This is a genomic window from Methylomonas sp. (assembly GCF_023228165.1).
Taxonomy (GTDB): domain Bacteria; phylum Pseudomonadota; class Gammaproteobacteria; order Methylococcales; family Methylomonadaceae; genus Methylomonas.
Genome location: NZ_JALOBS010000004.1, coordinates 13,843 through 34,011, shown reverse-complemented (window position 1 = coordinate 34,011; position 20,169 = coordinate 13,843). Strand labels below are relative to the sequence as shown.

23 protein-coding genes are annotated in these 20,169 nt (G+C 51.3%); 10 read left to right on the top strand and 13 right to left on the bottom strand.

What is annotated here, in order from left to right; all coding sequences use genetic code 11:
• Nucleotides 1–74: 74 nt before the first annotated feature.
• The 4 genes from nifB to M0R33_RS04010 form a co-directional block, all read right to left on the bottom strand.
• Nucleotides 75–1,568 (bottom strand): nitrogenase cofactor biosynthesis protein NifB, encoded by a 1,494-nt coding sequence (nifB, locus tag M0R33_RS04025; RefSeq protein ID WP_292565434.1) that lies wholly within the window; start codon nucleotides 1,566–1,568, stop codon nucleotides 75–77.
• 562 nt (nucleotides 1,569–2,130) lie between these two features.
• Nucleotides 2,131–2,709 carry an antibiotic biosynthesis monooxygenase gene (locus tag M0R33_RS04020; protein WP_292565430.1) on the bottom strand — a complete coding sequence of 193 codons (579 nt, stop codon included), beginning with the start codon at nucleotides 2,707–2,709 and terminating at the stop codon, nucleotides 2,131–2,133.
• A 6-nt stretch (nucleotides 2,710–2,715) separates the two neighbouring features.
• Nucleotides 2,716–3,435 carry a pirin family protein gene (locus M0R33_RS04015; RefSeq protein WP_292565427.1) on the bottom strand — a complete coding sequence of 240 codons (720 nt, stop codon included), beginning with the start codon at nucleotides 3,433–3,435 and terminating at the stop codon, nucleotides 2,716–2,718.
• A gap of 114 nt (nucleotides 3,436–3,549) precedes the next feature.
• The gene (locus M0R33_RS04010) at nucleotides 3,550–4,656 is read right to left on the bottom strand and encodes an NADH:flavin oxidoreductase/NADH oxidase (protein WP_292565424.1); all 1,107 of its coding nucleotides are present in this window, start codon (nucleotides 4,654–4,656) and stop codon (nucleotides 3,550–3,552) included.
• 134 nt (nucleotides 4,657–4,790) lie between these two features.
• Between M0R33_RS04010 and M0R33_RS04005 the strand changes: the two genes are divergently transcribed.
• Entirely contained in the window at nucleotides 4,791–5,732 is a 942-nt protein-coding gene (locus tag M0R33_RS04005) for a LysR family transcriptional regulator (protein WP_292565421.1), read from the top strand.
• Nucleotides 5,733–5,863: 131 nt separating this feature from the next.
• Here M0R33_RS04005 and M0R33_RS04000 read toward each other — a convergent pair whose 3' ends face one another.
• From M0R33_RS04000 to M0R33_RS03980, 5 genes are all read right to left on the bottom strand, one after another.
• Nucleotides 5,864–7,039, bottom strand: a complete 1,176-nt coding sequence (locus M0R33_RS04000) for a flagella assembly protein FlgT middle domain-containing protein (RefSeq protein ID WP_292565418.1) — start codon at nucleotides 7,037–7,039, stop codon at nucleotides 5,864–5,866.
• Entirely contained in the window at nucleotides 7,029–7,712 is a 684-nt protein-coding gene (locus M0R33_RS03995; protein WP_292565415.1) for a hypothetical protein, read from the bottom strand. Before M0R33_RS03995 ends, M0R33_RS04000 begins: the two co-directional genes overlap by 11 nt.
• Nucleotides 7,713–7,794: 82 nt before the next feature.
• Complete coding sequence (rsfS, locus tag M0R33_RS03990; RefSeq protein WP_292565413.1) at nucleotides 7,795–8,136, bottom strand: ribosome silencing factor; 342 nt, start codon at nucleotides 8,134–8,136, stop codon at nucleotides 7,795–7,797.
• Nucleotides 8,115–8,771, bottom strand: coding sequence for a nicotinate-nucleotide adenylyltransferase (gene nadD / locus M0R33_RS03985; RefSeq protein ID WP_292565410.1), 657 nt, complete (start codon nucleotides 8,769–8,771; stop codon nucleotides 8,115–8,117). The genes rsfS and nadD overlap by 22 nt, the downstream gene beginning before the upstream one ends.
• Nucleotides 8,771–10,027 carry a glutamate-5-semialdehyde dehydrogenase gene (locus M0R33_RS03980; protein ID WP_366043072.1) on the bottom strand — a complete coding sequence of 419 codons (1,257 nt, stop codon included), beginning with the start codon at nucleotides 10,025–10,027 and terminating at the stop codon, nucleotides 8,771–8,773. Before M0R33_RS03980 ends, nadD begins: the two co-directional genes overlap by 1 nt.
• A 359-nt stretch (nucleotides 10,028–10,386) precedes the next feature.
• Between M0R33_RS03980 and M0R33_RS03975 the strand changes: the two genes are divergently transcribed.
• Nucleotides 10,387–10,878 (top strand): hypothetical protein, encoded by a 492-nt coding sequence (locus M0R33_RS03975; RefSeq protein WP_292565406.1) that lies wholly within the window; start codon nucleotides 10,387–10,389, stop codon nucleotides 10,876–10,878.
• 349 nt (nucleotides 10,879–11,227) lie between these two features.
• Nucleotides 11,228–11,899: a methyltransferase domain-containing protein gene (locus tag M0R33_RS03970; protein WP_292565403.1), complete on the top strand. Its 672-nt coding sequence runs from the start codon at nucleotides 11,228–11,230 to the stop codon at nucleotides 11,897–11,899.
• 121 nt (nucleotides 11,900–12,020) lie between these two features.
• Here the strand turns inward: M0R33_RS03970 and M0R33_RS03965 are convergent, their stop codons facing one another.
• Nucleotides 12,021–12,176, bottom strand: coding sequence for a hypothetical protein (locus M0R33_RS03965; protein ID WP_292565401.1), 156 nt, complete (start codon nucleotides 12,174–12,176; stop codon nucleotides 12,021–12,023).
• Between the two features lie 37 nt (nucleotides 12,177–12,213).
• On the opposite strand from M0R33_RS03965, the gene M0R33_RS03960 reads away from it, so the two are divergent.
• The 6 genes from M0R33_RS03960 to M0R33_RS03935 all read left to right on the top strand — a co-directional run bounded on the left by M0R33_RS03960 (nucleotide 12,214) and on the right by M0R33_RS03935 (nucleotide 17,701).
• The gene (locus M0R33_RS03960) at nucleotides 12,214–12,366 is read left to right on the top strand and encodes a hypothetical protein (protein ID WP_292565398.1); all 153 of its coding nucleotides are present in this window, start codon (nucleotides 12,214–12,216) and stop codon (nucleotides 12,364–12,366) included.
• A 9-nt stretch (nucleotides 12,367–12,375) separates the two neighbouring features.
• A complete protein-coding gene (locus M0R33_RS03955) occupies nucleotides 12,376–12,900 on the top strand; it encodes a cytochrome C oxidase subunit II (RefSeq protein ID WP_292565395.1) in 525 nt (174 codons plus the stop codon).
• Entirely contained in the window at nucleotides 12,893–14,512 is a 1,620-nt protein-coding gene (locus tag M0R33_RS03950; RefSeq protein WP_292565393.1) for a b(o/a)3-type cytochrome-c oxidase subunit 1, read from the top strand. The genes M0R33_RS03955 and M0R33_RS03950 overlap by 8 nt, the downstream gene beginning before the upstream one ends.
• 2 nt (nucleotides 14,513–14,514) lie before the next feature.
• Entirely contained in the window at nucleotides 14,515–15,162 is a 648-nt protein-coding gene (locus tag M0R33_RS03945) for a c-type cytochrome (RefSeq protein WP_292565390.1), read from the top strand.
• Between the two features lie 82 nt (nucleotides 15,163–15,244).
• Nucleotides 15,245–16,036 (top strand): elongation factor-1 alpha, encoded by a 792-nt coding sequence (locus M0R33_RS03940; protein WP_292565388.1) that lies wholly within the window; start codon nucleotides 15,245–15,247, stop codon nucleotides 16,034–16,036.
• Nucleotides 16,037–16,093: 57 nt separating this feature from the next.
• The gene (locus tag M0R33_RS03935; RefSeq protein ID WP_292565386.1) at nucleotides 16,094–17,701 is read left to right on the top strand and encodes a methyl-accepting chemotaxis protein; all 1,608 of its coding nucleotides are present in this window, start codon (nucleotides 16,094–16,096) and stop codon (nucleotides 17,699–17,701) included.
• Between the two features lie 79 nt (nucleotides 17,702–17,780).
• Here the strand turns inward: M0R33_RS03935 and M0R33_RS03930 are convergent, their stop codons facing one another.
• The 3 genes from M0R33_RS03930 to M0R33_RS03925 form a co-directional block, all read right to left on the bottom strand.
• Complete coding sequence (locus tag M0R33_RS03930) at nucleotides 17,781–18,182, bottom strand: integrase core domain-containing protein (RefSeq protein ID WP_366043070.1); 402 nt, start codon at nucleotides 18,180–18,182, stop codon at nucleotides 17,781–17,783.
• Between the two features lie 40 nt (nucleotides 18,183–18,222).
• Nucleotides 18,223–18,483, bottom strand: a complete 261-nt coding sequence (locus M0R33_RS24375) for a DDE-type integrase/transposase/recombinase (protein ID WP_366043068.1) — start codon at nucleotides 18,481–18,483, stop codon at nucleotides 18,223–18,225.
• 160 nt (nucleotides 18,484–18,643) lie between these two features.
• The gene (locus M0R33_RS03925) at nucleotides 18,644–18,994 is read right to left on the bottom strand and encodes a hypothetical protein (RefSeq protein WP_292565379.1); all 351 of its coding nucleotides are present in this window, start codon (nucleotides 18,992–18,994) and stop codon (nucleotides 18,644–18,646) included.
• A gap of 497 nt (nucleotides 18,995–19,491) precedes the next feature.
• Between M0R33_RS03925 and M0R33_RS03920 the strand changes: the two genes are divergently transcribed.
• Nucleotides 19,492–19,755 carry a DUF2024 family protein gene (locus M0R33_RS03920; protein ID WP_292565377.1) on the top strand — a complete coding sequence of 88 codons (264 nt, stop codon included), beginning with the start codon at nucleotides 19,492–19,494 and terminating at the stop codon, nucleotides 19,753–19,755.
• The last annotated feature ends 414 nt before the right edge of the window (nucleotides 19,756–20,169 follow it).

The following is a 20,169-nucleotide window of genomic DNA, read 5'->3' as shown; positions in this document are numbered from 1 at the left end:
GGGTTTGCCCTAAAGCTATAAAAGCCCAACGGTAGCGGCCCGGCAACCTGAGTTTGCCGGGCCGGGCTACCAGCCTACGCCGTGGCGCGTTCTGCCGATTTCGCCTCATCCAGTTTGCCGGCCGCGGCCATTTCTAAATACACCGCCATCACAGCCTCTTCGATAGGCTCCATCGCATGCTCGCCGTTAGGCATAATGCCGGCTTGTTCCAGCAAATCCCAAGGCTCGTAACCGATTTTGGAACACAACACCGTTTCGCAACCTTCCAGCGCCCGGATGGTGCGTTGCAAGACGCTTTCGCCGTCGCCGCAAGTATCATCGCCACTGCAATACAAGTCGGTTTTACGGTGGCTCATGAAACGGACGCCATCGGGCGACGCTTCGTAGATCAGGAATTCCTTGGCATGGCCGAAATGCTGGTTGATCACACCTTGGCCGCTGGTGGCAATTGCCATCAATACCGGGCGGGTATCCAGCTTTTTCGAGGCCGCATGTTTGGCCGCTGCATCCTCTTTGGCGCTACGTTTGCTGTGCATTTCCTCGGCAATCGCTTCGTGAATGACTTTGCGTTTTTCCATCGCCGCTTGATAATCGATTTCCATGTCTTCGATTTTATCCAGCGTAAACTCGTCGCCACGGTCTTCGCCCAATAGACCAACCGCGTCGGCGCGGCATTGCCGGCAATGGCGCATCATGTTCATATCCCCGGAGCAGGCATCCTGAAGGTCCATCAGTTCATCCTGGGTCGGCCCGCGCTGCCCCATCACACCGTAGAATGTGCCGTGTTCGGCTTCGGCAATCAGCGGCATCACGTTGTGCAGGAAAGCCCCTTTGGCCTTGACGACTTTACTGACTTCCGCCAGATGTTTGTCGTTAACGCCCGGAATCATCACCGAGTTGACTTTGACCAGAATACCCTTGGCCGCCAGCATTTCCAGACCTTTCTGCTGTTGTTCGATCAAAATCCGCGCACCCTCGACACCGTGTATGCGTTTGTTTTCCCAGAAAATCCAAGGATAAATCTGCGCGCCGATTTCCGGATCGAGTGTGTTGATCGTAATCGTCACGTGATCGATGTTATGTTTGGACAGCTCTTCGACGGATTCCGGCAAAGCTAAACCGTTAGTCGAAACGCATAATTTGATGTCGGGTGCATCTTCGCTCAGTCTGCGGAAGGTTTCGAACGTCCGCTCCGGATTGGCCAGCGGATCGCCTGGGCCGGCAATACCCAATACCGTCATTTGCGGAATATTGGCCGCGACCGCCATGGTTTTCTTGACGGCTTGGTCCGGCGTCAACAGCTCTGACACAACGCCTGGACGCGATTCGTTGGAACAATCGTATTTGCGGTTACAATAATGGCATTGGATATTACAGGCCGGCGCTACCGCAACGTGCATGCGGGCAAAATAATGATGAGCGTCTTCCGAATAGCACGGGTGGTTTTCCACCTTGGCGCGTATATCGTCTGACAAATGGCCTAGCTGATCATCGCTAGTGCCGCAAGAATGGGAAGAGCAGCCGCCTGCGCTTGCTGCGGGTTGTTCGTTTAATACTGGCAGTTCCATAAAAGTCACCTCGCTTGTTTGTACAATGTGAATAAGCACAGACTATACCAAGTGACCAGTAATTTATAAGCAACTGAAATATAAGTATTTTTATTTCATAAACCCTATTTTACATTGTCGCCTATACAACAAACCGCTCAACACCAAACAGCATCGATTGTAACGATTGACCCGAATGAAAACGGCGCTCGACGTTTCAAACAAGCGCGATTGAAGCCAATATAACAAGTCTTCTCTATTGCGAAATGGCCGGCGTACGGCGATAGAATGGACTTGAACTACTCTTGATGCGCGCATAACGGCATCGTTTCACAACTCACAGTTTTTCAGCTGGACGAAATAACAGTGCGTTACGTGAGTTACCGGGCTTTCGCGGAATTCATTCGCTACCGCTTTAGCTATCCTATAAATACTTGCGGCCTTAAAGGCCGGACGGATAAGCCCATCGGTAACGTTATGCTCAACCACCCCGCTCCGGACTTAAAACCAAAGCAACCGGGTTACAAAACCCGGTAGCGCCGAAGCGCCCGATAAACGGCAATGTGCAAAAATAGCATTACTTTTAATGCTTAAAAAACCATTGGGCAATCAGGCGGACATAAATCGGCATGATCAGATACACAACCAAACCGACTATCACCAATGCCGACACACCTTGCCGAATGCCGAATTCACCCAGTTCCGGATACCTAAAAAACACAGGCTCCATCGCGGGCGGGACATACATGGTCAAAGGCCAAATCACCGAAGTCGTCACCAGCCACTGTTTCCAACGGCGCGGATGTTTACCGACAGTCGGCGGGGTAAACCAGTAATCGATCCCGGTTTTGATATCAATCGCTTCTTCGCTATCCAAAACGGCGGCGATTTCCCTAATCAATTGTTTGCGTTCCCGTGATTGCTGCCAGAACTGCAAATCATGGATGCTGGCAAAACGCACCACGATCAGGTATTCATTGTGTCCATCAGGCGGTCGGACGATTTGCACACCTAAATGTCCCGGAAAACCGGCCGCTTTAGGCACAATTCTGCCTAACCAGTCTTCGTATTGCTGGTGTTTGTCCTTGCCTTTTTTAAGCCGATGCCGGATGACAAAAAACACTTGCTCGTTATGAGGCGGTGTTGAGGGCGCTGTGTTCATCACCGGCTAATCAGCAGGTAGTTCATGGGGGCGTAAATCAAACACCAACACCTCGGCATTCCGGCCTTGTTTTAGGTCGATTTGGCGTTCGTTGCGGATACGTGCGCCATCGCCTGCGTTTAGCGGCGTGCCATTAACCGTTAAACTGCCGCGTACCACCTGAACATAGGCATAGCGATTATCCGCAAGCGCCAACCGTGCCTGTTGGTCCGCGTCGAAACAGCCCGCATAAACCCGCGCATCTTGATGCAGCGACAAGGCCCCATCCGCGGCATCGGGCGAAATAATCAAGCGCAGCCGACCTTGCTTTTCCGCCTGATTAAAGTGGGTTTGTTGATACCTCGGCTGTACGGCTTTCTTATCCGGGACTAGCCAGATTTGCAAAAAGTGGACTAATTCAGTCTGCGAATGATTGAATTCGCTATGGGTAATGCCGGTTCCCGCGCTCATGAGCTGGACATCACCGGTTTCGATCACCGATCCGGTACCCATTGAATCCTTATGTTCCAGCGCACCGTCAATGACATAGGTGAATATTTCCATATCACGGTGCGGATGCGTAGCAAAGCCTTTACCCGCCTGGACTATGTCTTCGTTTATCACCAGTAAATCCGAAAAGCCGCTTTGCCGCGGATCGTAATAATGGCCAAAGGAAAATGTGTGTCGAGAAAACAGCCAGTCTAAATTAGCGATACCTCGACGATTAGCGGCACGAACTTCAAGCATGATCTGACTCCTTTAAGCTCTGTAGGATGGTTAGTAAAGCAGGTAAATACGCTTGCTTTTCAAAACGACTCCCGCAAAAAATGGAGACGCTACTGGTTCGGTGAAAGATTGACACTAACGCATAGTCATATCGCCGAACAGCGACTTTAAACCGCGCGGTTGGCAGCGCCAGTATTGCGGCGGCGCAACCACTTGGGCATTCAGTGTAGCCGCTGCATGCCAGGGCCAGCGCGGATCGTAGAGTATGCCGCGCGCCAGACCAACCATATCCGCTTGGTCTTTGGCAATAATGGCTTCGGCCTGATCGGGCTCGGTGATTAAACCGACCGCGATCGTCGGCAAACCGGTTTCGGTGCGTAGGGATTCCGCCAAGGGCACTTGGTAATTAGGCCCCACCGGGATCTGTTGCAACGGTGAAAGGCCACCGCTGGACACATGAATATAGGCGCAGCCGCGCTTGCGCAGAGCGTGTCCAAAGGCAACGCTCTGCTGCAAATTCCAGCCGCCTTCCACCCAGTCGGTCGCTGAAATACGCATGCCGACCGGCATACTATTCGGCATGGCGGCTGTTACCGCATCAAATACCGCCAATGGAAAACGCATCCTGTTTTCCATCGAACCGCCGTATTCATCCGTACGCATGTTGGATAGCGGCGACAAAAACTGGTGTAACAAATAGCCGTGCGCGGCATGTATCTCTATGGCCTGAATGCCCAATCGATGCGCGCGTTGTGCGGCGGAAACGAAGCCTTGTAATATACGCGCTAAATCAGCTTGATCAAGCGCTATCGGGTCGGCCTCGTCGGGTGAATAGGGCAGCGCGGAAGGTGCGACGGTTGCCCAGCCGCCCCGCTCAGCTCCGATTTGGCGACCGCCTTCCCAAGGCACCGCAGTCGATGCTTTGCGGCCCGCATGAGCAAGCTGAATGGCAATCGGCATGGCAGAATAGCGACGTACGGCTTGCACTACTTTTCCCAGAGCCGCTTCGGTGGCATCCGACCAAAGCCCTAAATCGCCAGGAGAAATACGTCCTACCGGCTCAACGGCGGTGGCCTCGATAATCAGCAAGCCAGCACCGGACATCGCCAAATTACCCAGATGCATCATATGCCAATCGCTGGCTTCGCCGTCCCGGGCGGAATATTGACACATTGGTGCGATCACAATGCGGTTGGTCAGGGTTAGGCCACCGATGCTATATGGGGTGAAAAGCGGGCTCATAAATCACTCCTCAAAAGAGTTACAGTCACTGGAACGTGAAGTGCAGTTTAATAACCACCCTATTTATTGGCAATAGCCTGATTAGTTGATTTAATATCAAAATTATTTTGAAATTATTTTGAAATGAATCTGCCATGCTGAATTTTGCCGACATTCATTTATTCATTCGCATCAGCAAAAGTGGCGGCATTACCCGTGCGGCAAAACTGCTGGGCATTACGCCAGCCGCCGCCAGCGCAGCACTTAAGCGCTTGGAGCGGCAGTTAAACACCCAGCTGTTCGAGCGCTCGACCCGCTGGTTACGCTTAACTCAGGCCGGTGAGGATTTTTTAACGTACTGCGAACAATCCTTGCAAATACTCGATGAAGGTATTGCGGTGTTGCAGCAACGTCGAATCGATCTTTCCGGTGAGATTCATTTGGGGGCGCCCTCTGATTTGGGGCGCGATCGTTTGGACGAAATATTGGAACCCTTTCGCCGCCAGCATCCCAGGATCAGCCTGATTATGCATTTGTCGGATGCGGTTCAGGATTTCTATCAGAATCCGCTGGATGTGGCGCTTCGCTATGGGGTGTTGAGAGACTCCAATCTGATTGCCAAAAAACTAAGCGATAACGACAGGGTGATTTGTGCCGCACCCGGCTATATTGAACGCCATGGACAACCGGACAGCATTGAGGCGCTTCGCCAGCATAACTGTATCTGTTATTACCGAAATGGCGAACTATTTAATCGCTGGCGGGTAGTATTTCAGGAAAAAACAACAGAAGTGACGGTCTATGGCGACCGCGCCGCCGATGATGGCGCATTAGTACGCAAGTGGGCCTTACAAGGTCACGGGATTGCCTATAAATTCCGCTTCGATATTGATAACGATCTCAACGAAGGCCGATTGATCGATTTATTTCCCGGAGCAAGCTGTGAGAAAATCCCGCTGTATGTCATTTATCCGAGCAAACAATATCAATCCGCCCGACTAACTGCCTTACTCGTGTTTCTTCAAAATACCTTTGCAGCGTTTAAGGAGCTGTCTGATAAAAATTCAGCCGGCTTGCCGCCGAATCAGAGCTTATGACGGATGTATATCCCAGATAGATTGTTCATTCTGCAGGCCGGCAATGACGGTAACCGCCCTCAAGCGGCACACTTGATTTTAATGTCTGAAAAATCTTGGCAACTACAGGTTCGCAGCAGCAGGAAACGAAGTCACGGCATCTCGACACTACGCACCCAGTCGCCTGGGCGCACTTGGTACTGGCCGCCACCTTCAAGATTGCCGGCCGCCATGGACGGGCCCACGTCGGTGAGGACCATGATGCCGACCGGGTCGGTAAAGCCCATGCCGACCGAAGACGCGTAAGTATCCACCGAGTAAACCTTAAATCGATCGCCGACTTTAATTTTATCCTGCGCCCCGGCAGCGATGTAGATCCGATTGTTTTCCACCCGGCTTACCCGAGCCGCAAACGGGTAACAGCCGAACAAGTCCTTGATATCGTCGCTGGCCATGGCAATGATTTGGGTGATTTTATGTCCGGCCGAGGTCGAATCGAAGCGTTCGCTACCAACGGTGTAGCCTGACGGTAACGAGACATCACCTAATATCGAGTCGGTATAGCGGTGCTGAAACAGCAGTGCGCCGGTAAAGCCGTCATAAACAAACACATCGATACCGATGCTACGTCTGGCTATGTAATCGCGCATCACCGATTTGAGTTCGGCGAGCACTCCGGAACCCCGCACGTATTGGGTGGATTCGACCTTAAAATCCCGAATTACGCCGGCTAGTACCAACTGGGCATTCTGCCGCCTGGCCACATCCAAAATCGCGGAATTGACAATAATGCCGTTGAGCATGATTTCCGGCGCCAAATCAGGCCGATTTTGATAAAGCGAGGTACTGGTCAAATTGCGAGCGATAAAATCGCCGCTTTCCATTAAGCGGTTACCGATTTCCCGGGGAATGCCGCTAAACAAATCCTGACTTTCGTTACCATTGACCTGATCGGCATTCATAACCGGAAAGGCCGTTGCGACAATGGTCTTACGATAGGGCGAATGGCAGGCATGTTGTTGTGCCAGCACCGCCAATACCTGTACATGATAAGTATTGCCCTCCTGCCATTCATCCACCACTTTAATATCGCTGGCCAGTAACGACTCCGAGCCGGAGCGCTTTAATTGTAAAGAGGCATTGGCTATGGCGTCGTTAATCGCCTCTTGTCTGGCTTGATCCACGCCCGCGCCTGTAATGACGGCACTACCTTGCACGGTAGCCTGCCGCTGGCTAATCGCCTCAGCCTGCGAGCGGGTGTTGTTTGTGCCGCCACAGGCGACCAACATCGTCAGCAAAAGCCCTGTCAGTCCTAGTTTATAGCGCATTAATAAACCCATTAATCAACAGTTGATTGAACAACGTGCGGGCACCGGTATTGGCTATCCATTCCATATCGTACAGCCCAACATTCAGTAACAGACTATCCACTGGATTGCGGTCCTTGGAAAAACCGCCTACCGCAAACTGGTCGCTACAATCGATAGTGCCACAAGCCAGATTGGCACTGGTCGTCAATGCGGTTTTGTAGCCCAGTCTGCTATACGCCAATTTGTTGTCTTCCTGAATACATTGTTTGGCCTGTACCGCATCGCCGCGCATGCATTGATAAAAACGCGGGGTTAAGGTGAGTTTCAGGGTGGTTTTCAAACTGTCTCGGACGGTTCGATAATCGGTAGCCTGCGCCGAACGCAGATAAATATCCAGATAAACCCGATAAACCTCGTGGCTGATCACCTGCGAACCTACGGTTTTATTCTCGGCCAACGGCTCGAAATACAGTTGATCGGCCAAGCCCCGGTAGGCATTTAATTTGGCGACCTGCTGCGCGGACAGCCAGCGGTTATTCACATTGAGTCGACCGCTGTCGTCAAACCGACTGTAACCGTCGGCTAGCAGTGTTTTGCTGGTTACCGCTTCATCTCGCCAGTTTAAAGCGGCACAACCCGTTAAAGTCACCGCTATCAGCAAAGCGAATATAAATGATGGATAGCGTGTCATAGAGCCCCCTTACTTGTATGCAGTAGTCATCGGCTGAAAACAATTTTTCTTGAGTAAGGCCAAGCATGAAACACTAGCGGCGTTATTGCTTGTCTTTATCGCCGGCGACCGACCACAGTTTTTCCAGCTGGTAAAACTCGCGGGCCTGTCCGGTCATCACGTGCAATACCACATCGCCCAAATCCACCAACACCCAATCGGAGCCCGACTCGCCCTCAACACCCAAAGGCTGTACGCCGTTTTCCTTGATCTTCTCCACCACATAATCGCACAAAGACTTGGCATGCCGGGTCGAGGTGGCGGTGGCGACCACCATGAAATCGGTAATGCTGGTTTTACCGCGCACATCCAGAGTGGCGACTTGATGGGCTTTACGCTCGTCGAGCTCGGTTTCGACCAGTTTTAAGAGTTGTTCTGCTTGCATTCACTGTCCTGTTCTGAGGATAAATAAAGTTGATGGCGCCGGATATAGCTAATTACAGCATCCGGCAGTAAAAATTTAGGATTGCGGCCCGCGGCAATCAGGGTTCGTATGGTGGTTGCTGAGATATCCAGTGCGGTAACAGTTTGAAAAAACAATAGCCCCGCCCTTTGTTGCCGCAACGAATCGCGATTCGCGCAAACCCGCTGCTGTAAAAATACCGGCAAATCGGATCTGGCACACTGCGGCCGGGTCATTACCACCAGATGGGCATAATCGAATAACCGTTGCCATTGATGCCAAGTACTTAAGCCGGCAAAGGCATCCAGACCGATAAACAGTATCAAGCCGGTTTGTGGATATTCCTCGCGTAATGTAGCCAAGGTATCGACCATATACGACGGACCCTCCCTGTCCAGTTCGCGGCGGTCTACGTAAAAACCCGACATATCCGCACTGGCCAACTTCAACATCGCCAAACGCATTTCGGCATCGACATCAGGCTGCTGCCGGTGCGCGGGCAATCGGCACGGTATCAAGCTGAGTAGTTGCAGATCAAACAACTCCTTAACTTCCAACGCCGTGCGTAAATGGCCGAAATGCACCGGGTTAAAAGTACCGCCGTATATCCCTATCATTATTGGCGAATGTGTCCGTCACCCAGCACGATATACTTTAACGAGGTCAAACCATTCAGGCCGACAGGGCCTCTGGCATGCAGTTTGTCGGTACTGATACCGATTTCCGCGCCCAAACCGTACTCGAAGCCGTCGGCAAAGCGGGTAGAGGCATTCACCATCACCGAACTGGAGTCAACCTCCCGCAAAAACCGCCGGGCCAACGTATAATCCTCGGTAACGATGCTTTCGGTATGCGCGGAACTGTAGTTATTGATATGGGTAATGGCTTCGTCAATGCCGGTCACGATTTTTATCGATAGAATCGGCGCCAGATATTCGGTATGCCAGTCGTCTTCCGTGGCCCGCACTGCATTTTTGACCAACGAACAGGTTTTTAAACAGCCGCGCAATTCCACGCCTTTCTCGGCATATTGTGCCGCCAATATCGGCAACACTTTCCCGGCGATGCTTTCCGCCACCAGCAAGGTTTCCATGGCGTTGCAAACCCCGTAGCGATGGGTCTTGGCATTCATGGCGATGGCCACCGCTTTATCCAGATCAGCTTTGCCGTCGATATAAACGTGGCAGATGCCGTCCAAATGTTTGATGACCGGAATCGTGGCTTCGTTGCTGATACGCTCGATCAAACTTTTGCCGCCGCGCGGCACGATCACATCGACATAGTCTTTCAGGGTAATCAATTCGCCAACCGCGCTCCGGTCGGTGGTTTCCACCACTTGCACGGCTTGCTGCGGCAACCCTGCATCTATCAGACCTTGAGCGATACAGGCGGCAATGGCGCGATTCGAATGAATGGACTCGGAACCGCCGCGTAAAATACAGGCATTACCCGATTTTAAACACAATGCGGCGGCATCCACGGTCACATTGGGCCGCGATTCGTAAATAATGCCGATGACGCCCAAAGGTACCCGCATCTGTCCAACTTGTATGCCGCTGGGCCGATAATTCAAACCGGTGATTTCCCCCACCGGGTCGGGCAGCGCAGCCACCTGTTTAAGCCCTTCCACCATGGCGGCGATGCGCGCGGGCGTCAGTTCCAACCTGTCCAACGACGCCGCATCCAAACCGTTTGCTTGACCGGCGTGCAAATCTTTACGGTTTTCGCTGCTCAATTCGGTGCCTCCGGCAGCGATGGCGTCGGCAATTTTCAATAAGGCCAGATTTTTACGCCCGCTGTCGGCCTTGCTGATTTCTCGTCCCGCCGCCCGGGCTTGTTGCCCCAATTGCTGCATATAGTGTTTAACGTCCATCATTTACGGTCCGATGAATTTCAAAAAGTTTTGTATTATAGCAAGCCGAATGTCATCGCAACGAGAAAGGGCTACCCCGAATACCGTTTTATCCGCCATCACTATCCAAAGTTTTAAACTGACAGAAATTCAAAATGGCTAAAAACAAAATTATCTGCTGCTAAATCTAAAATAAAACTCGACCTGTTTTTTAATCTGCAGTTAAGATAGGCTCTCTTATACTTACAACCAAGCTTAACGCTTCCCATAGAAGCTGCTTGGTATTAGAAAGAATATGCATGGTTTTTCAATCTAATGCTAAAAGTGGCTATTCTTTGGGCAAGATTTTTTAGTCCCATAACAATAACCGAGGTAGGCCCATGAAAATTAAATCGCTATTTACTGCCAGTGCATGCAGCTTTTTGCTTTTAGCCGGCTGTGAGCAAGACTCCAGCACAGCAACCACTTCCGCGGCGCCTGCAGCGGAAACCACGCCACAATCCGGCATTGCCAATCCTATCAGCGAGACGCTTGAATCTGTCCAAACCCAAACTCAAGAAGCCGTCAGCGGCGCGGCGGATAACCTAAACAGCGCAGTCGAAAGCGTCTCCGACACCGCCGGCGATGCCGCATCCGCTACCACCGAAGCCGCCGAAAGCGCGGCAACCGCAGCACAAGACACCGCCGGCCAAGCAGTGGATGCAACCGTCGACGCCGCCCAATCAGCGGCCACCGCTACCAGCGACGCAGCGACTGCGGCCGTTGAGGGTGCAAAATCCGCGGCAGAAAAAGCCGCCACTGCTACTGAAGCCGCAGCTGAAAGCGTAAAATCCAAAGCCGCCGAAGCCGCCGATGCGATGACCGAAAAGTAGGCAAAGCCGTGGACGCCATCTAAAGTCCATCCTTAGCCAACGGCATAAACGCTAGTCTAAAATAACAACCGATGGGGTCGGGTACCGCTAAGTAAGTATGACTTCGCATACCTGATCCCGTTGCATTGGAATCTTCCATCAGCCCTAATTCACCAGCCCAATTCAAACCGCGACATAGCGTCGCAAGCCATTAATCGGGCATAACGCCCTAGTGCGTGGTACCCTAGCTATCAAAGCAGTTCAGTTTGTTTCCTCACGCCTTTTCGGCCCGCATGACTCTCAATTTAAGTTTTGTGCCCGTTCGATCAGATCTTTCCTGATCCCCAGACTTCAAATACAAGAGTTGTTCATGCCCGGTTACCAAGTCAAACACGAGGCCGTCAATATCGGCGGCACCGACTACCTGATTCGTTCCTTACTCGATTTACAACAATATTCCGACCCTCACGGCGAAGCGGAACAAGCCGGTCTTTCCTCTACCAGTTGGTCGTTATTCGGACAAATTTGGCCATCGGCACGGGTATTGGCGCTGGCCATGGATAGCTTTAATTTGGCCGGCAAACGCATTCTGGAAATCGGTGCCGGACTCGGTTTGGCCAGCCTGGTGATCCATGGCCGGGGTGGGAATATTACCGTCAGCGATTGGCACCCGCTGAGCCAGGATTTTTTGAACAAAAACCTGCTACTGAATCGATTAGGCCCCATAAAGTTTGAAGCAAGCGATTGGTCCGAACTGAATTCAGAGCTGGGCGAGTTCGATCTGATCATCGGTAGCGACTTACTCTATGAACGCCAACAGCCAGGTCAACTGGCCGCTTATATCCATCGACATGCCGCACCCTCGGCGGAAATTATAATCGTAGACCCCGATCGGGGTAACAGGGTGGATTTCTGTAAACACATGCATACCCTGGGTTATGGCTTAAGCATGCGTAACGCCGATAAATTCCTGGAAAACGGCGATCGTTACAAAGGCCGGTTTTTAACCTTTAGCGAGGCGCTACGGATTAAAAAAGACTAGTAATGTTGATAACAATTCCACCGGCTTGCCCACAACGTTTATTACGTTAAATTTAAACTACAAATATCTCTAAACGCTCTCAAACCGCTCAGGTGACAAGCGCCTAATAAAACCTGACCCATTACTTTCCTGTAAAAACCCCACACAAGCTTATAAAAACCTTAATAGTTTCTTTTGGATTAGCAAGAGCTTGGCTGTATGATTGCCCCAGCAATGAAATGGTAAAGTCATCACCAAGAATGATTTGCTTTAAGCTGTTCCAGCCGTTTCTTGCCACTTGATTCCTAATTATCATGCATACAAGAGGAAAGGATATGAATTCGGTTAGCGAAGAAGAGCGCAAAAAAATCCTGGCAAGCTCGCCTGTCGGCACCTGGGCGTTAATGTTGATTGTCGGCGGCGGCATGGTCATCGCCTGGTTACTGATGTACTACGGGGTGTTTTTACCCCGCGGCCATATCGGCTAGGGGGCTATCATGCATATCGATCGACTAGAAAAAAAATGGGCCGGTATTTCACTAGGTATTGCCGGCCTATTTGTTGCGATAATACTGGGATCTGCATTGTTTCACGGTATTCACGCACCCAGCAATGTGGAAACCATCGACTCGGCTCGGCTACACCTTTCCGAAGAATTTGCCGAAGATAATCTCGGCCCACAGCGTAATCCCGACGGCAGCATTACCGTCCGTATGGTAGCCGGGCGTTACGGTTTTTATCCCAAAACCATGGTATTGCCGGCCGAAACCAGCCTGACTTTTCGCTGGGTCAGCCTCGACGTCATCCATGGCGTTCACATTCCGATGACCAACATGAGCACCATGATCGTGCCCGGTTATGTTGCGCAGGTAAATACCGTGCTCCACCACACCGGCGATTATCCACTGCTATGTAACGAATATTGCGGCATGGGCCATGCGCACATGTGGAGCAATCTGAAAGTCGTCAGTAAAGCGCAGTGGGCCGACATGAACAATCAAGGGGGAGCAACTCATGAATAATGCTATGGAGAAAAAATTAGCGCTGGTGCATTTATGGGTGGCGTTCGGCGCGTTTGCCTTAGCCGCCGTGATGGGCCTTTATCAAGTCGTCGAGCGTAGCGGCTTTTTCGGTTTTCTGGAATCGCGCGAAGTTTATTACGCATCGGTCAGCACCCACGGGGTATTAATGGGTTTTGTACTGACTACCTTTTTCATCATGGGCTTCGGATATTACGTCGCCACCAGCAGCCTAAAGCTACCGGTATGGAATAAAACTTTCGCCTGGACGGGTTTCTGGGTGGCATTGACCGGCGTCGTTATGGCGGCATTGCCGTTATTGGGCGGCGCGGCCTCGGTGCTGTACACCTTTTATCCGCCGATGAAAGCCCATCCGATGTTTTACATAGGCGCCACCTTGCTGGTTGTCGGCTCTTGGTTCTGGTGCGTGTCCATGATCGTGATGCACGTGCAGTGGAAGAATGCCAATCCCGGCCAACCGGTGCCGTTGGCAATGTTCGCGACCACGGCCAATGCCATTTTATGGCTGTGGACCAGTGCCGGAGTCGCGATGGAGGTACTGTTTCAGTTGATTCCATGGGCCTTGGGCTGGGTAGACACTATCGACGACGGTTTGGCGAGAACGCTATTCGCCTGGACCTTGCATCCTATCGTGTATTTCTGGCTGATACCCACCTATACGGCGTTTTACTGCCTGGTACCCAAGCAGGCCGGCGGCTTTTTGTTTAGCGATGAAATGGCCCGGGCAGCCTTCATTTTATTGGTGGTTTTCAGTCTGCCCATCGGTTTCCACCATCTGTACATGGACCCCGAACAAAGCCACGGCTGGAAGCTGTTACATGGTGTCGGCACCTTTATAGTAACCTTGCCGACGTTCATCACCGGCTTTACCGTGATTGCCTCGCTGGAGATAGCCGGCCGCTTGAATGGCGGCAAAGGCCTGTTTGGCTGGATCGCCGCCCTGCCCTGGACCAATCCCATGGTACTGGCCATGGTTCTAGGCTTGCTGATGTTGATACTAGGCGGCTTCGGCGGACTGATCAATGCCAGTTACGCGATGAACGCCATGGTGCACAACACCGCCTGGGTACCCGGCCACTTTCATCTGATCTTTGGCGGCACAACCGTCATCATGTACTTCGGGATAGCCTATTATTTTTGGCCCGTGTTGAGTGGTAAACCGTTATATTGCAAATCCCTGGCGCTTACTCAGCTGTGGACTTGGTTTATCGGCATGATGATCATGACCACGCCCTGGCATATTTTAGGCTTGTTGGGCCAACCCCGCCGGATCGATAGTGTGAATTACAACAACCTACTGACTCTGTCCTGGGAACCCTATGAAGCCATCATGATTTTCGGCGGTGCGGTACTGCTCTACTCATCAGGCTTGCTGATTTACAATCTATATAAAACTCAGATCGGCACCGAAACCTATCAAGGTGAAATCGAATACGCCGAGCCGATTCATGCCCCAACCGATCTACCCGAATACCTGAACAGTTTTAAGGTGTGGAACATCGTGATTGCGGTATTCATGCTGATTGCATTCGGCTATCCGATTTTGCAATTCTTCTTGATGGAAACCTTTGGTTCAGGCAGATGGGGGGTCTGATCATGAAAAAAATCATACTAACCGCGGCACTTTGTCTGCCGATTTACGCTTCCGCCCAGCCTTCTTCGCAAGTGGCATGGACAGCGGATCAACTCAATTTCGTCAAGGCAGGCGACCCGACCAAAGGCGAGCAACTGTCCAAAACCTGTAGCGGCTGCCATGGTGAAAAAGGTATCAGTATTTCACCTAACAATCCTTCATTGGCGGGACAACTAGCGACTTACCTCTATAAACAGCTACAAGATTATAGTAACGGTGATCGCCAAGATCCGATGATGAATGCGATTGCCCAAGGGCTAAGCCAACAGGACGCCGCCGACTTGGCGGCTTGGTTTGCTTCTCAACCGCCCGCCTTCCAGTCCCGCAGCCCCATGGTGTACGAAAAAGCCGAGAACTTGGTGAAAAAAGGCAGCCGTGACCGGGTATTGCCACCTTGCGAAGTCTGTCACGGCAGCGACGGCAAGGGACAAGTCATGGATATGCCCGGCTTGTCCGGTCAAAATGCGGCATACACCTCCGCCACATTAAATGCGTTCAAAAACGGCGAACGCCATAACGACATCTATCGCCGTATGCGTTTAATTGCAAAAACCTTAAGCGACCAGGAAATCGAAGAACTGGGTTTTTACTATCAAAACATCAGGAATTAATACCTGCTGCCGCTAAACTCCAAGCGGGCTCTGCTTGGCCCGCTTGGCCTATTCTGATTGCAACCTCATTCGCGGAATTTTTATGTCTTCTGAATGCAACGTCCCTGTTAAATATGCCTACAAAGGCGCCAATCTGATCAGTTTCGGCACCTCGATCAAATTATTATTCACCGGCTATCTGACTACCATCGCCGCCGGATACATCATGGCGCTAATTCAAATTCTGTTTACCCACGGCATGGCGGATGGAAAATTCGGTTTGTCATTAAACGATATTGTTTACAGTTATTACGGCGACCGTTCCGGCTCGGTTTTAGAATCCAAACTGAACGGTTCCATGAAATTCAATGCCCCGGACGATGACCGTTTCAAAATCATTCAATGGGTGCGAGATGGCGCATCGGAACAGGATTACGACACCAATATCAAACCCATAGTCGAAAAAAACTGCCTGATGTGCCATAACGCCGGCGCGGGTTCCATACCGGATTTTGCTCAATTCGCGAATCTGCAAAAAGTGGCCGAATCCAGCGAAGGCGCCACGTTTCAGTCGCTGACCCGGCTTTCGCATATTCATTTATTCGGGATCAGTTTTATCTTTATGTTTGTCGGCCTCATCTTCAGTTTTAGCACCGGAGTGCCCTGTTGCTACAAGTATCCGGCCATCGTTATGCCTTATCTGTTTTTATTGATCGACATAGCATCCTGGTGGCTAACCAAATTGAATCCGCATTTCGCCTGGCTGGTCATTGTTGCCGGCTTTGGCCTGGGTATTTCTTTTGCCTTTATGTGGTCGGTCTCCATGTATCAAATGTGGATACTGGGCGGCATATTGAAACAATCAGACCGCCGCAATGCCATCATGCGGGACTAATTGCACTATTCTTGATACTGAAAGATTATTTATATCCAAACTTGATAGCGAGCACTCATGGATAACCCCACCTCCATTCAAACCAAAATTCTGCTAAGCATTGCCAGTGTTTTCCTGTTGTTAATGTCCGTCAGCCTGCTGTTTATGGTCGACAGGCAAAAACAAATGGCGCAAGCCATGGCCACCGAGAAAGCCCGCGACATAGCCAACAGCTATTTTGACGGACTAAATGCCATGATGCTATCCGGCTCCATGACCCAAAGCCACGTTCTGCGCGAAAAAATTCGCTCGCACGACGACGTTATGGACGCCCGCTTGATTCGAGGCAAAGCCATTGTCGATAGCTTTGGACCCGGTTCGGACGAACAACTTCCTATTGACAATCTGGATCAAAGCGCATTATCCGGCAAGGCCGTCAGCAAACAAATCAGTAGCGAAAGTGGCGACAGCATCGTCGTTGTCGAGCCCATCGTCGCCAGCAGCAATTTTAAGGGCACCAACTGTCTAACATGCCATGCCGTCTCGGAAGGCACCATACTGGGTGCGGTACGCGTCAATTATTCATTGATCCGCCTGCACGATACGATCAATCAGAATTTCGCCATAGCCAGCGCCATTGCCGGCGGTCTGTTCATAGCCGGAATGCTGTTAATTACCTTACTGATGCGTAAGATTGTCGTCAATCCCTTAAATGAAATCCGCGACACCATGAATCTGATTAGCCAAAACGCCGATTTACGTAAACGGCTGACGATCAACTCGAACGATGAAATCGGCCAGCTCAGCACCTCCTTCAACGCCATGCTGAACAATTTCGCCACCAGTTTATGCCATGTTTCCGAAACCAGTCAGCAACTGAGCAAAGCCACATCAAAAATATCCGGCGTAGCCCGACAAACGACCGAAGCGGCCAAACAGCAACGCCATGAAACCGAATCGGTATTGCAAGCCATACAGCAACTGGAATCCTCGGTACGCGACGTACGTGCCGGTGCCGGCGGCGCTTCGCAAGCCTCCATTGAGGCCGATCACCAAGCAGCTAGCGGTGCCGCCACCACGAAAAATGCCATCGATGGTATTTACGAACTGGTCTCGGAGATTGAACGCGCTTCGGATGTCATCAAACGCTTGGACGAGAAAAGCAAAGGCGTAGGCGCCGTACTGGATGTAATTAAAGGCCTGGCGGAACAAACCAATTTATTGGCGTTAAATGCCGCTATCGAAGCCGCCCGAGCCGGCGAACAAGGCCGCGGATTTGCCGTGGTAGCCGATGAGGTTAGAACCCTGGCCACCCGTTCACATCAAGCCACCGAAGAAATCGAAAAAATCATCGCCCAGCTGCAACACGAAGCCAAGGATGCCGTGGCCGTGATGGAGAATGCCAAAGAAAGCGCCGAACAGCGCCGCTCTCAGGTACAGAGTGCCGACGAAGGTTTGAGCCTGATTGCCGAGCGCGTCACGCATATCCGCCGGTTGAATGCACAAATGGCGGAAGCCGCCGACAATCAAAATCAGGTGGCGCAACATGTCAGCCAAAGCGTGGCCAATATCAGTCACCTGACCGACCGCACTGCCAATGACGCGGAGCAAACCAACGCAGCCAGCAATGAATTGGTGCAATTAGCCGACCGTTTGAATCAACTGGTCGAGCAATTCAAACGTTAAAGTCCTGGCTATATCAAGCCGCTGTCTATCCAGTTGTAAGCGGAAAATTTCAAGCTGGTTGTCACCTCAATGTAAAATTTTATGCGGCTAATTTGTCTGGTACAGCGACTTCCTGGGTCGAGTTGTTTTGGGTTTCGGCATGATCTGGATTTAAATGCACGGTATGGATTCTGTTCCAGTTGCGGGTACTTTGACTCCAGCGCCGCGGATTTTGGCTGCGGGCATTTTCATAGAGCGCGCTGCGTTGATTCAACAGCGCCTCGTCCAATCCGGCATGGCGTTGGGCCGGGGTCACAAAAGCAATGGCGCTATGTCGATGTTCGTGGTTGTACCATTGCCCCAAGTCGGCCACCCACTGCCGGGCGGCGACTAGGTCTGCAAACGGTTTTAACGGGTATTGCGGGTGATATTTCAAGGTTTTGAACAGCGATTCCGAGTACGGATTATCATTGCTTACCGCCGGTCGACTGAGTGAGGGCAGATGCCCAGCAGTTGCAGGGTGGCCAGCATGGTGGCGCCTTTTACTTGTACCCTTTGGGTATAGGGCTACCGTTATCGGAATGCAGGATGACTTGCCCAGGTCGCAGACCTTCGTGCCAATAAATATCCCGTAACAGCTCGCTGGCGTATCGGCTGCTTTCTGCCTCAAATACCTGCCAGCCGACGATCTGGCGACTGAAAATATCGAGGAACAGGTAGAGATAGTAGAACTGGCCTTTGATAGCGGTCGCAAGATAGGTAATGTCCCAGCTGTAGAGTTGATTGGGCGCGGCAGCGTTCAGTGCTTTGGGCTTGGTACGCGGTTGACTGGGGCGTTCATTGCGGCGATTTTTCAGTTGCTAGGCGGCTTTCAGTATGCGATAGATCGTCGATTCCGACACCAAATATATGCCTTGATCGGCCAGGAGCGGGACGATCTGGCTGGGTGGCAAATCCGCAAATTCAGCGGCATTGGCCACGGACCAGGATTGCGGCTCGCACGGCCTCGGTCAGCGTATGCGGCGGGGTGTATTGCCGCTGCGGCCGCTGGTCTTCGCTCAGGGTTTCACCGGCTTGCCAACGTTGCAAGTTGCGCGGACTCAAATCCAACACGGCACTGGCCTGGTCTTGGCGGGCCGCGGCATCAGCCAAGGCTTTGTGCCTACGATTGAGTTCGCGTTCCTGGCGTTGATTCTCGGCTTTCAGACTGCGCAGGGTTGGGCTGTTATCGCCGCCTGAACGGGAGCGGGTGACAGCACAAAAGTCGCCTTTCCGCTGCGCTTGTTGATATGCAAATGTCCACGTTGCCGACACTAGGCATTCAGGGCCTCGTCGGTCAAACCATGCCTTTCATGGAGTGCCAGCAAGCGTTCTTCAGGACGCTAATCGTGGCGGCGCTTGCCACGACTATAACCATTCGCCGGGGCTTGCTCTCTGAACTCGTCAGAATACTGTTTTTTCGGAGTAATCATTTTTTTATCTCAAATTTAAAGGGTTCTAAAAATTTGAGGCGACCACTATTGTGACTTAGGGGGTAGTATGGCTGTGTCGCATTCGAACCATCGCCCTAGCCTTATCAAATCTTCGTTCATGCCGCTAGGTGATGTACCCGCGCAAACCGATGATTTAGCAACCACTTTGACCGTCTGCTTATTCATCATCTGTGTGTATTTTTTGTACTGGTTGAAGCAAAAAGTATCAGATGGTCATTATTGTTCAGTCGGGCGTAATCGTTCAAAATTAAAATACAACATTATGGGAATAATGATCTTCAATCCCAGATAAAATTCCAGCACCGAAAGGAGGAACGTATGGAAATTCATGTTTTCGATACTTATGTCACCGCTAGCGATGGCCATACCATGCACTTTGATGTGTTTACATCCGAAAATAACCAAGAAAAGGCCATTGGCTATGCCAAAAAATGGCTGGATTCCATTAATGAAACGGCTGCGCAGGTCTCCAGTAACGAATGTCGCTTTTGTCACAGCCAGAAAGCACCGACAAATGTCATTGACGATATCCGGCAGCATGGCTTTTACATCTACAAGATGGAAGGCTGCCCAGAGGCCTAGTTGGTTCATGGAACGGGTGGTTTATGATAATTTTCCAGCATGGATGCTAAAAAGTTGGTGGGTTATGCGCTTATTACTTGAATTCATGAGGCGCATATACCCTTTACTGATGTTTCCCAGAAATTGGTGAGACTGGTTGCCGCAACCATTGGGAAGTGGCGATTTTTAATAGGGTTTGCGTAAACTGTAGCAAACCCTATCAAATATATCCCTACGTGCCCTGATGCCCCCACTAAAACTGGGAAACTTCAGTTCACTTTAGCAATACCGGTAAATTTCAGCCTTGATAATAGCCGCAATTCATTCGCTGCGAAACCTTGGAAACGATGCGGTAGCGAGTGAAGGTTGAGTAGTCCCTGGAAGCCGTAGCGCCGGGCGGTTTTTCGACTAGAAAAACTGCAAGGCATCGCGAAA

Bases quoted from the DNA above. Each gene is read 5' to 3' on its own strand.
- M0R33_RS03940 (WP_292565388.1), top strand. From the start codon at position 15,245: ATGTCTTCTGAATGCAACGTCCCTGTTAAATATGCCTACAAAGGCGCC.
- M0R33_RS03980 (WP_366043072.1), bottom strand. From the start codon at position 10,027: ATGGACGTTAAACACTATATGCAGCAATTGGGGCAACAAGCCCGGGCG.
- M0R33_RS03970 (WP_292565403.1), top strand. From the start codon at position 11,228: ATGCCCGGTTACCAAGTCAAACACGAGGCCGTCAATATCGGCGGCACC.
- nifB (WP_292565434.1), bottom strand. From the start codon at position 1,568: ATGGAACTGCCAGTATTAAACGAACAACCCGCAGCAAGCGCAGGCGGC.
- M0R33_RS03955 (WP_292565395.1), top strand. From the start codon at position 12,376: ATGCATATCGATCGACTAGAAAAAAAATGGGCCGGTATTTCACTAGGT.
- M0R33_RS03920 (WP_292565377.1), top strand. From the start codon at position 19,492: ATGGAAATTCATGTTTTCGATACTTATGTCACCGCTAGCGATGGCCAT.
- M0R33_RS04005 (WP_292565421.1), top strand. From the start codon at position 4,791: ATGCTGAATTTTGCCGACATTCATTTATTCATTCGCATCAGCAAAAGT.
- nadD (WP_292565410.1), bottom strand. From the start codon at position 8,771: ATGATAGGGATATACGGCGGTACTTTTAACCCGGTGCATTTCGGCCAT.
- M0R33_RS03950 (WP_292565393.1), top strand. From the start codon at position 12,893: ATGAATAATGCTATGGAGAAAAAATTAGCGCTGGTGCATTTATGGGTG.
- rsfS (WP_292565413.1), bottom strand. From the start codon at position 8,136: ATGCAAGCAGAACAACTCTTAAAACTGGTCGAAACCGAGCTCGACGAG.
- M0R33_RS04000 (WP_292565418.1), bottom strand. From the start codon at position 7,039: ATGCGCTATAAACTAGGACTGACAGGGCTTTTGCTGACGATGTTGGTC.
- M0R33_RS03935 (WP_292565386.1), top strand. From the start codon at position 16,094: ATGGATAACCCCACCTCCATTCAAACCAAAATTCTGCTAAGCATTGCC.
- M0R33_RS04010 (WP_292565424.1), bottom strand. From the start codon at position 4,656: ATGAGCCCGCTTTTCACCCCATATAGCATCGGTGGCCTAACCCTGACC.
- M0R33_RS04015 (WP_292565427.1), bottom strand. From the start codon at position 3,435: ATGCTTGAAGTTCGTGCCGCTAATCGTCGAGGTATCGCTAATTTAGAC.
- M0R33_RS04020 (WP_292565430.1), bottom strand. From the start codon at position 2,709: ATGAACACAGCGCCCTCAACACCGCCTCATAACGAGCAAGTGTTTTTT.
- M0R33_RS03945 (WP_292565390.1), top strand. From the start codon at position 14,515: ATGAAAAAAATCATACTAACCGCGGCACTTTGTCTGCCGATTTACGCT.
- M0R33_RS03995 (WP_292565415.1), bottom strand. From the start codon at position 7,712: ATGACACGCTATCCATCATTTATATTCGCTTTGCTGATAGCGGTGACT.
- M0R33_RS03975 (WP_292565406.1), top strand. From the start codon at position 10,387: ATGAAAATTAAATCGCTATTTACTGCCAGTGCATGCAGCTTTTTGCTT.
- M0R33_RS03960 (WP_292565398.1), top strand. From the start codon at position 12,214: ATGAATTCGGTTAGCGAAGAAGAGCGCAAAAAAATCCTGGCAAGCTCG.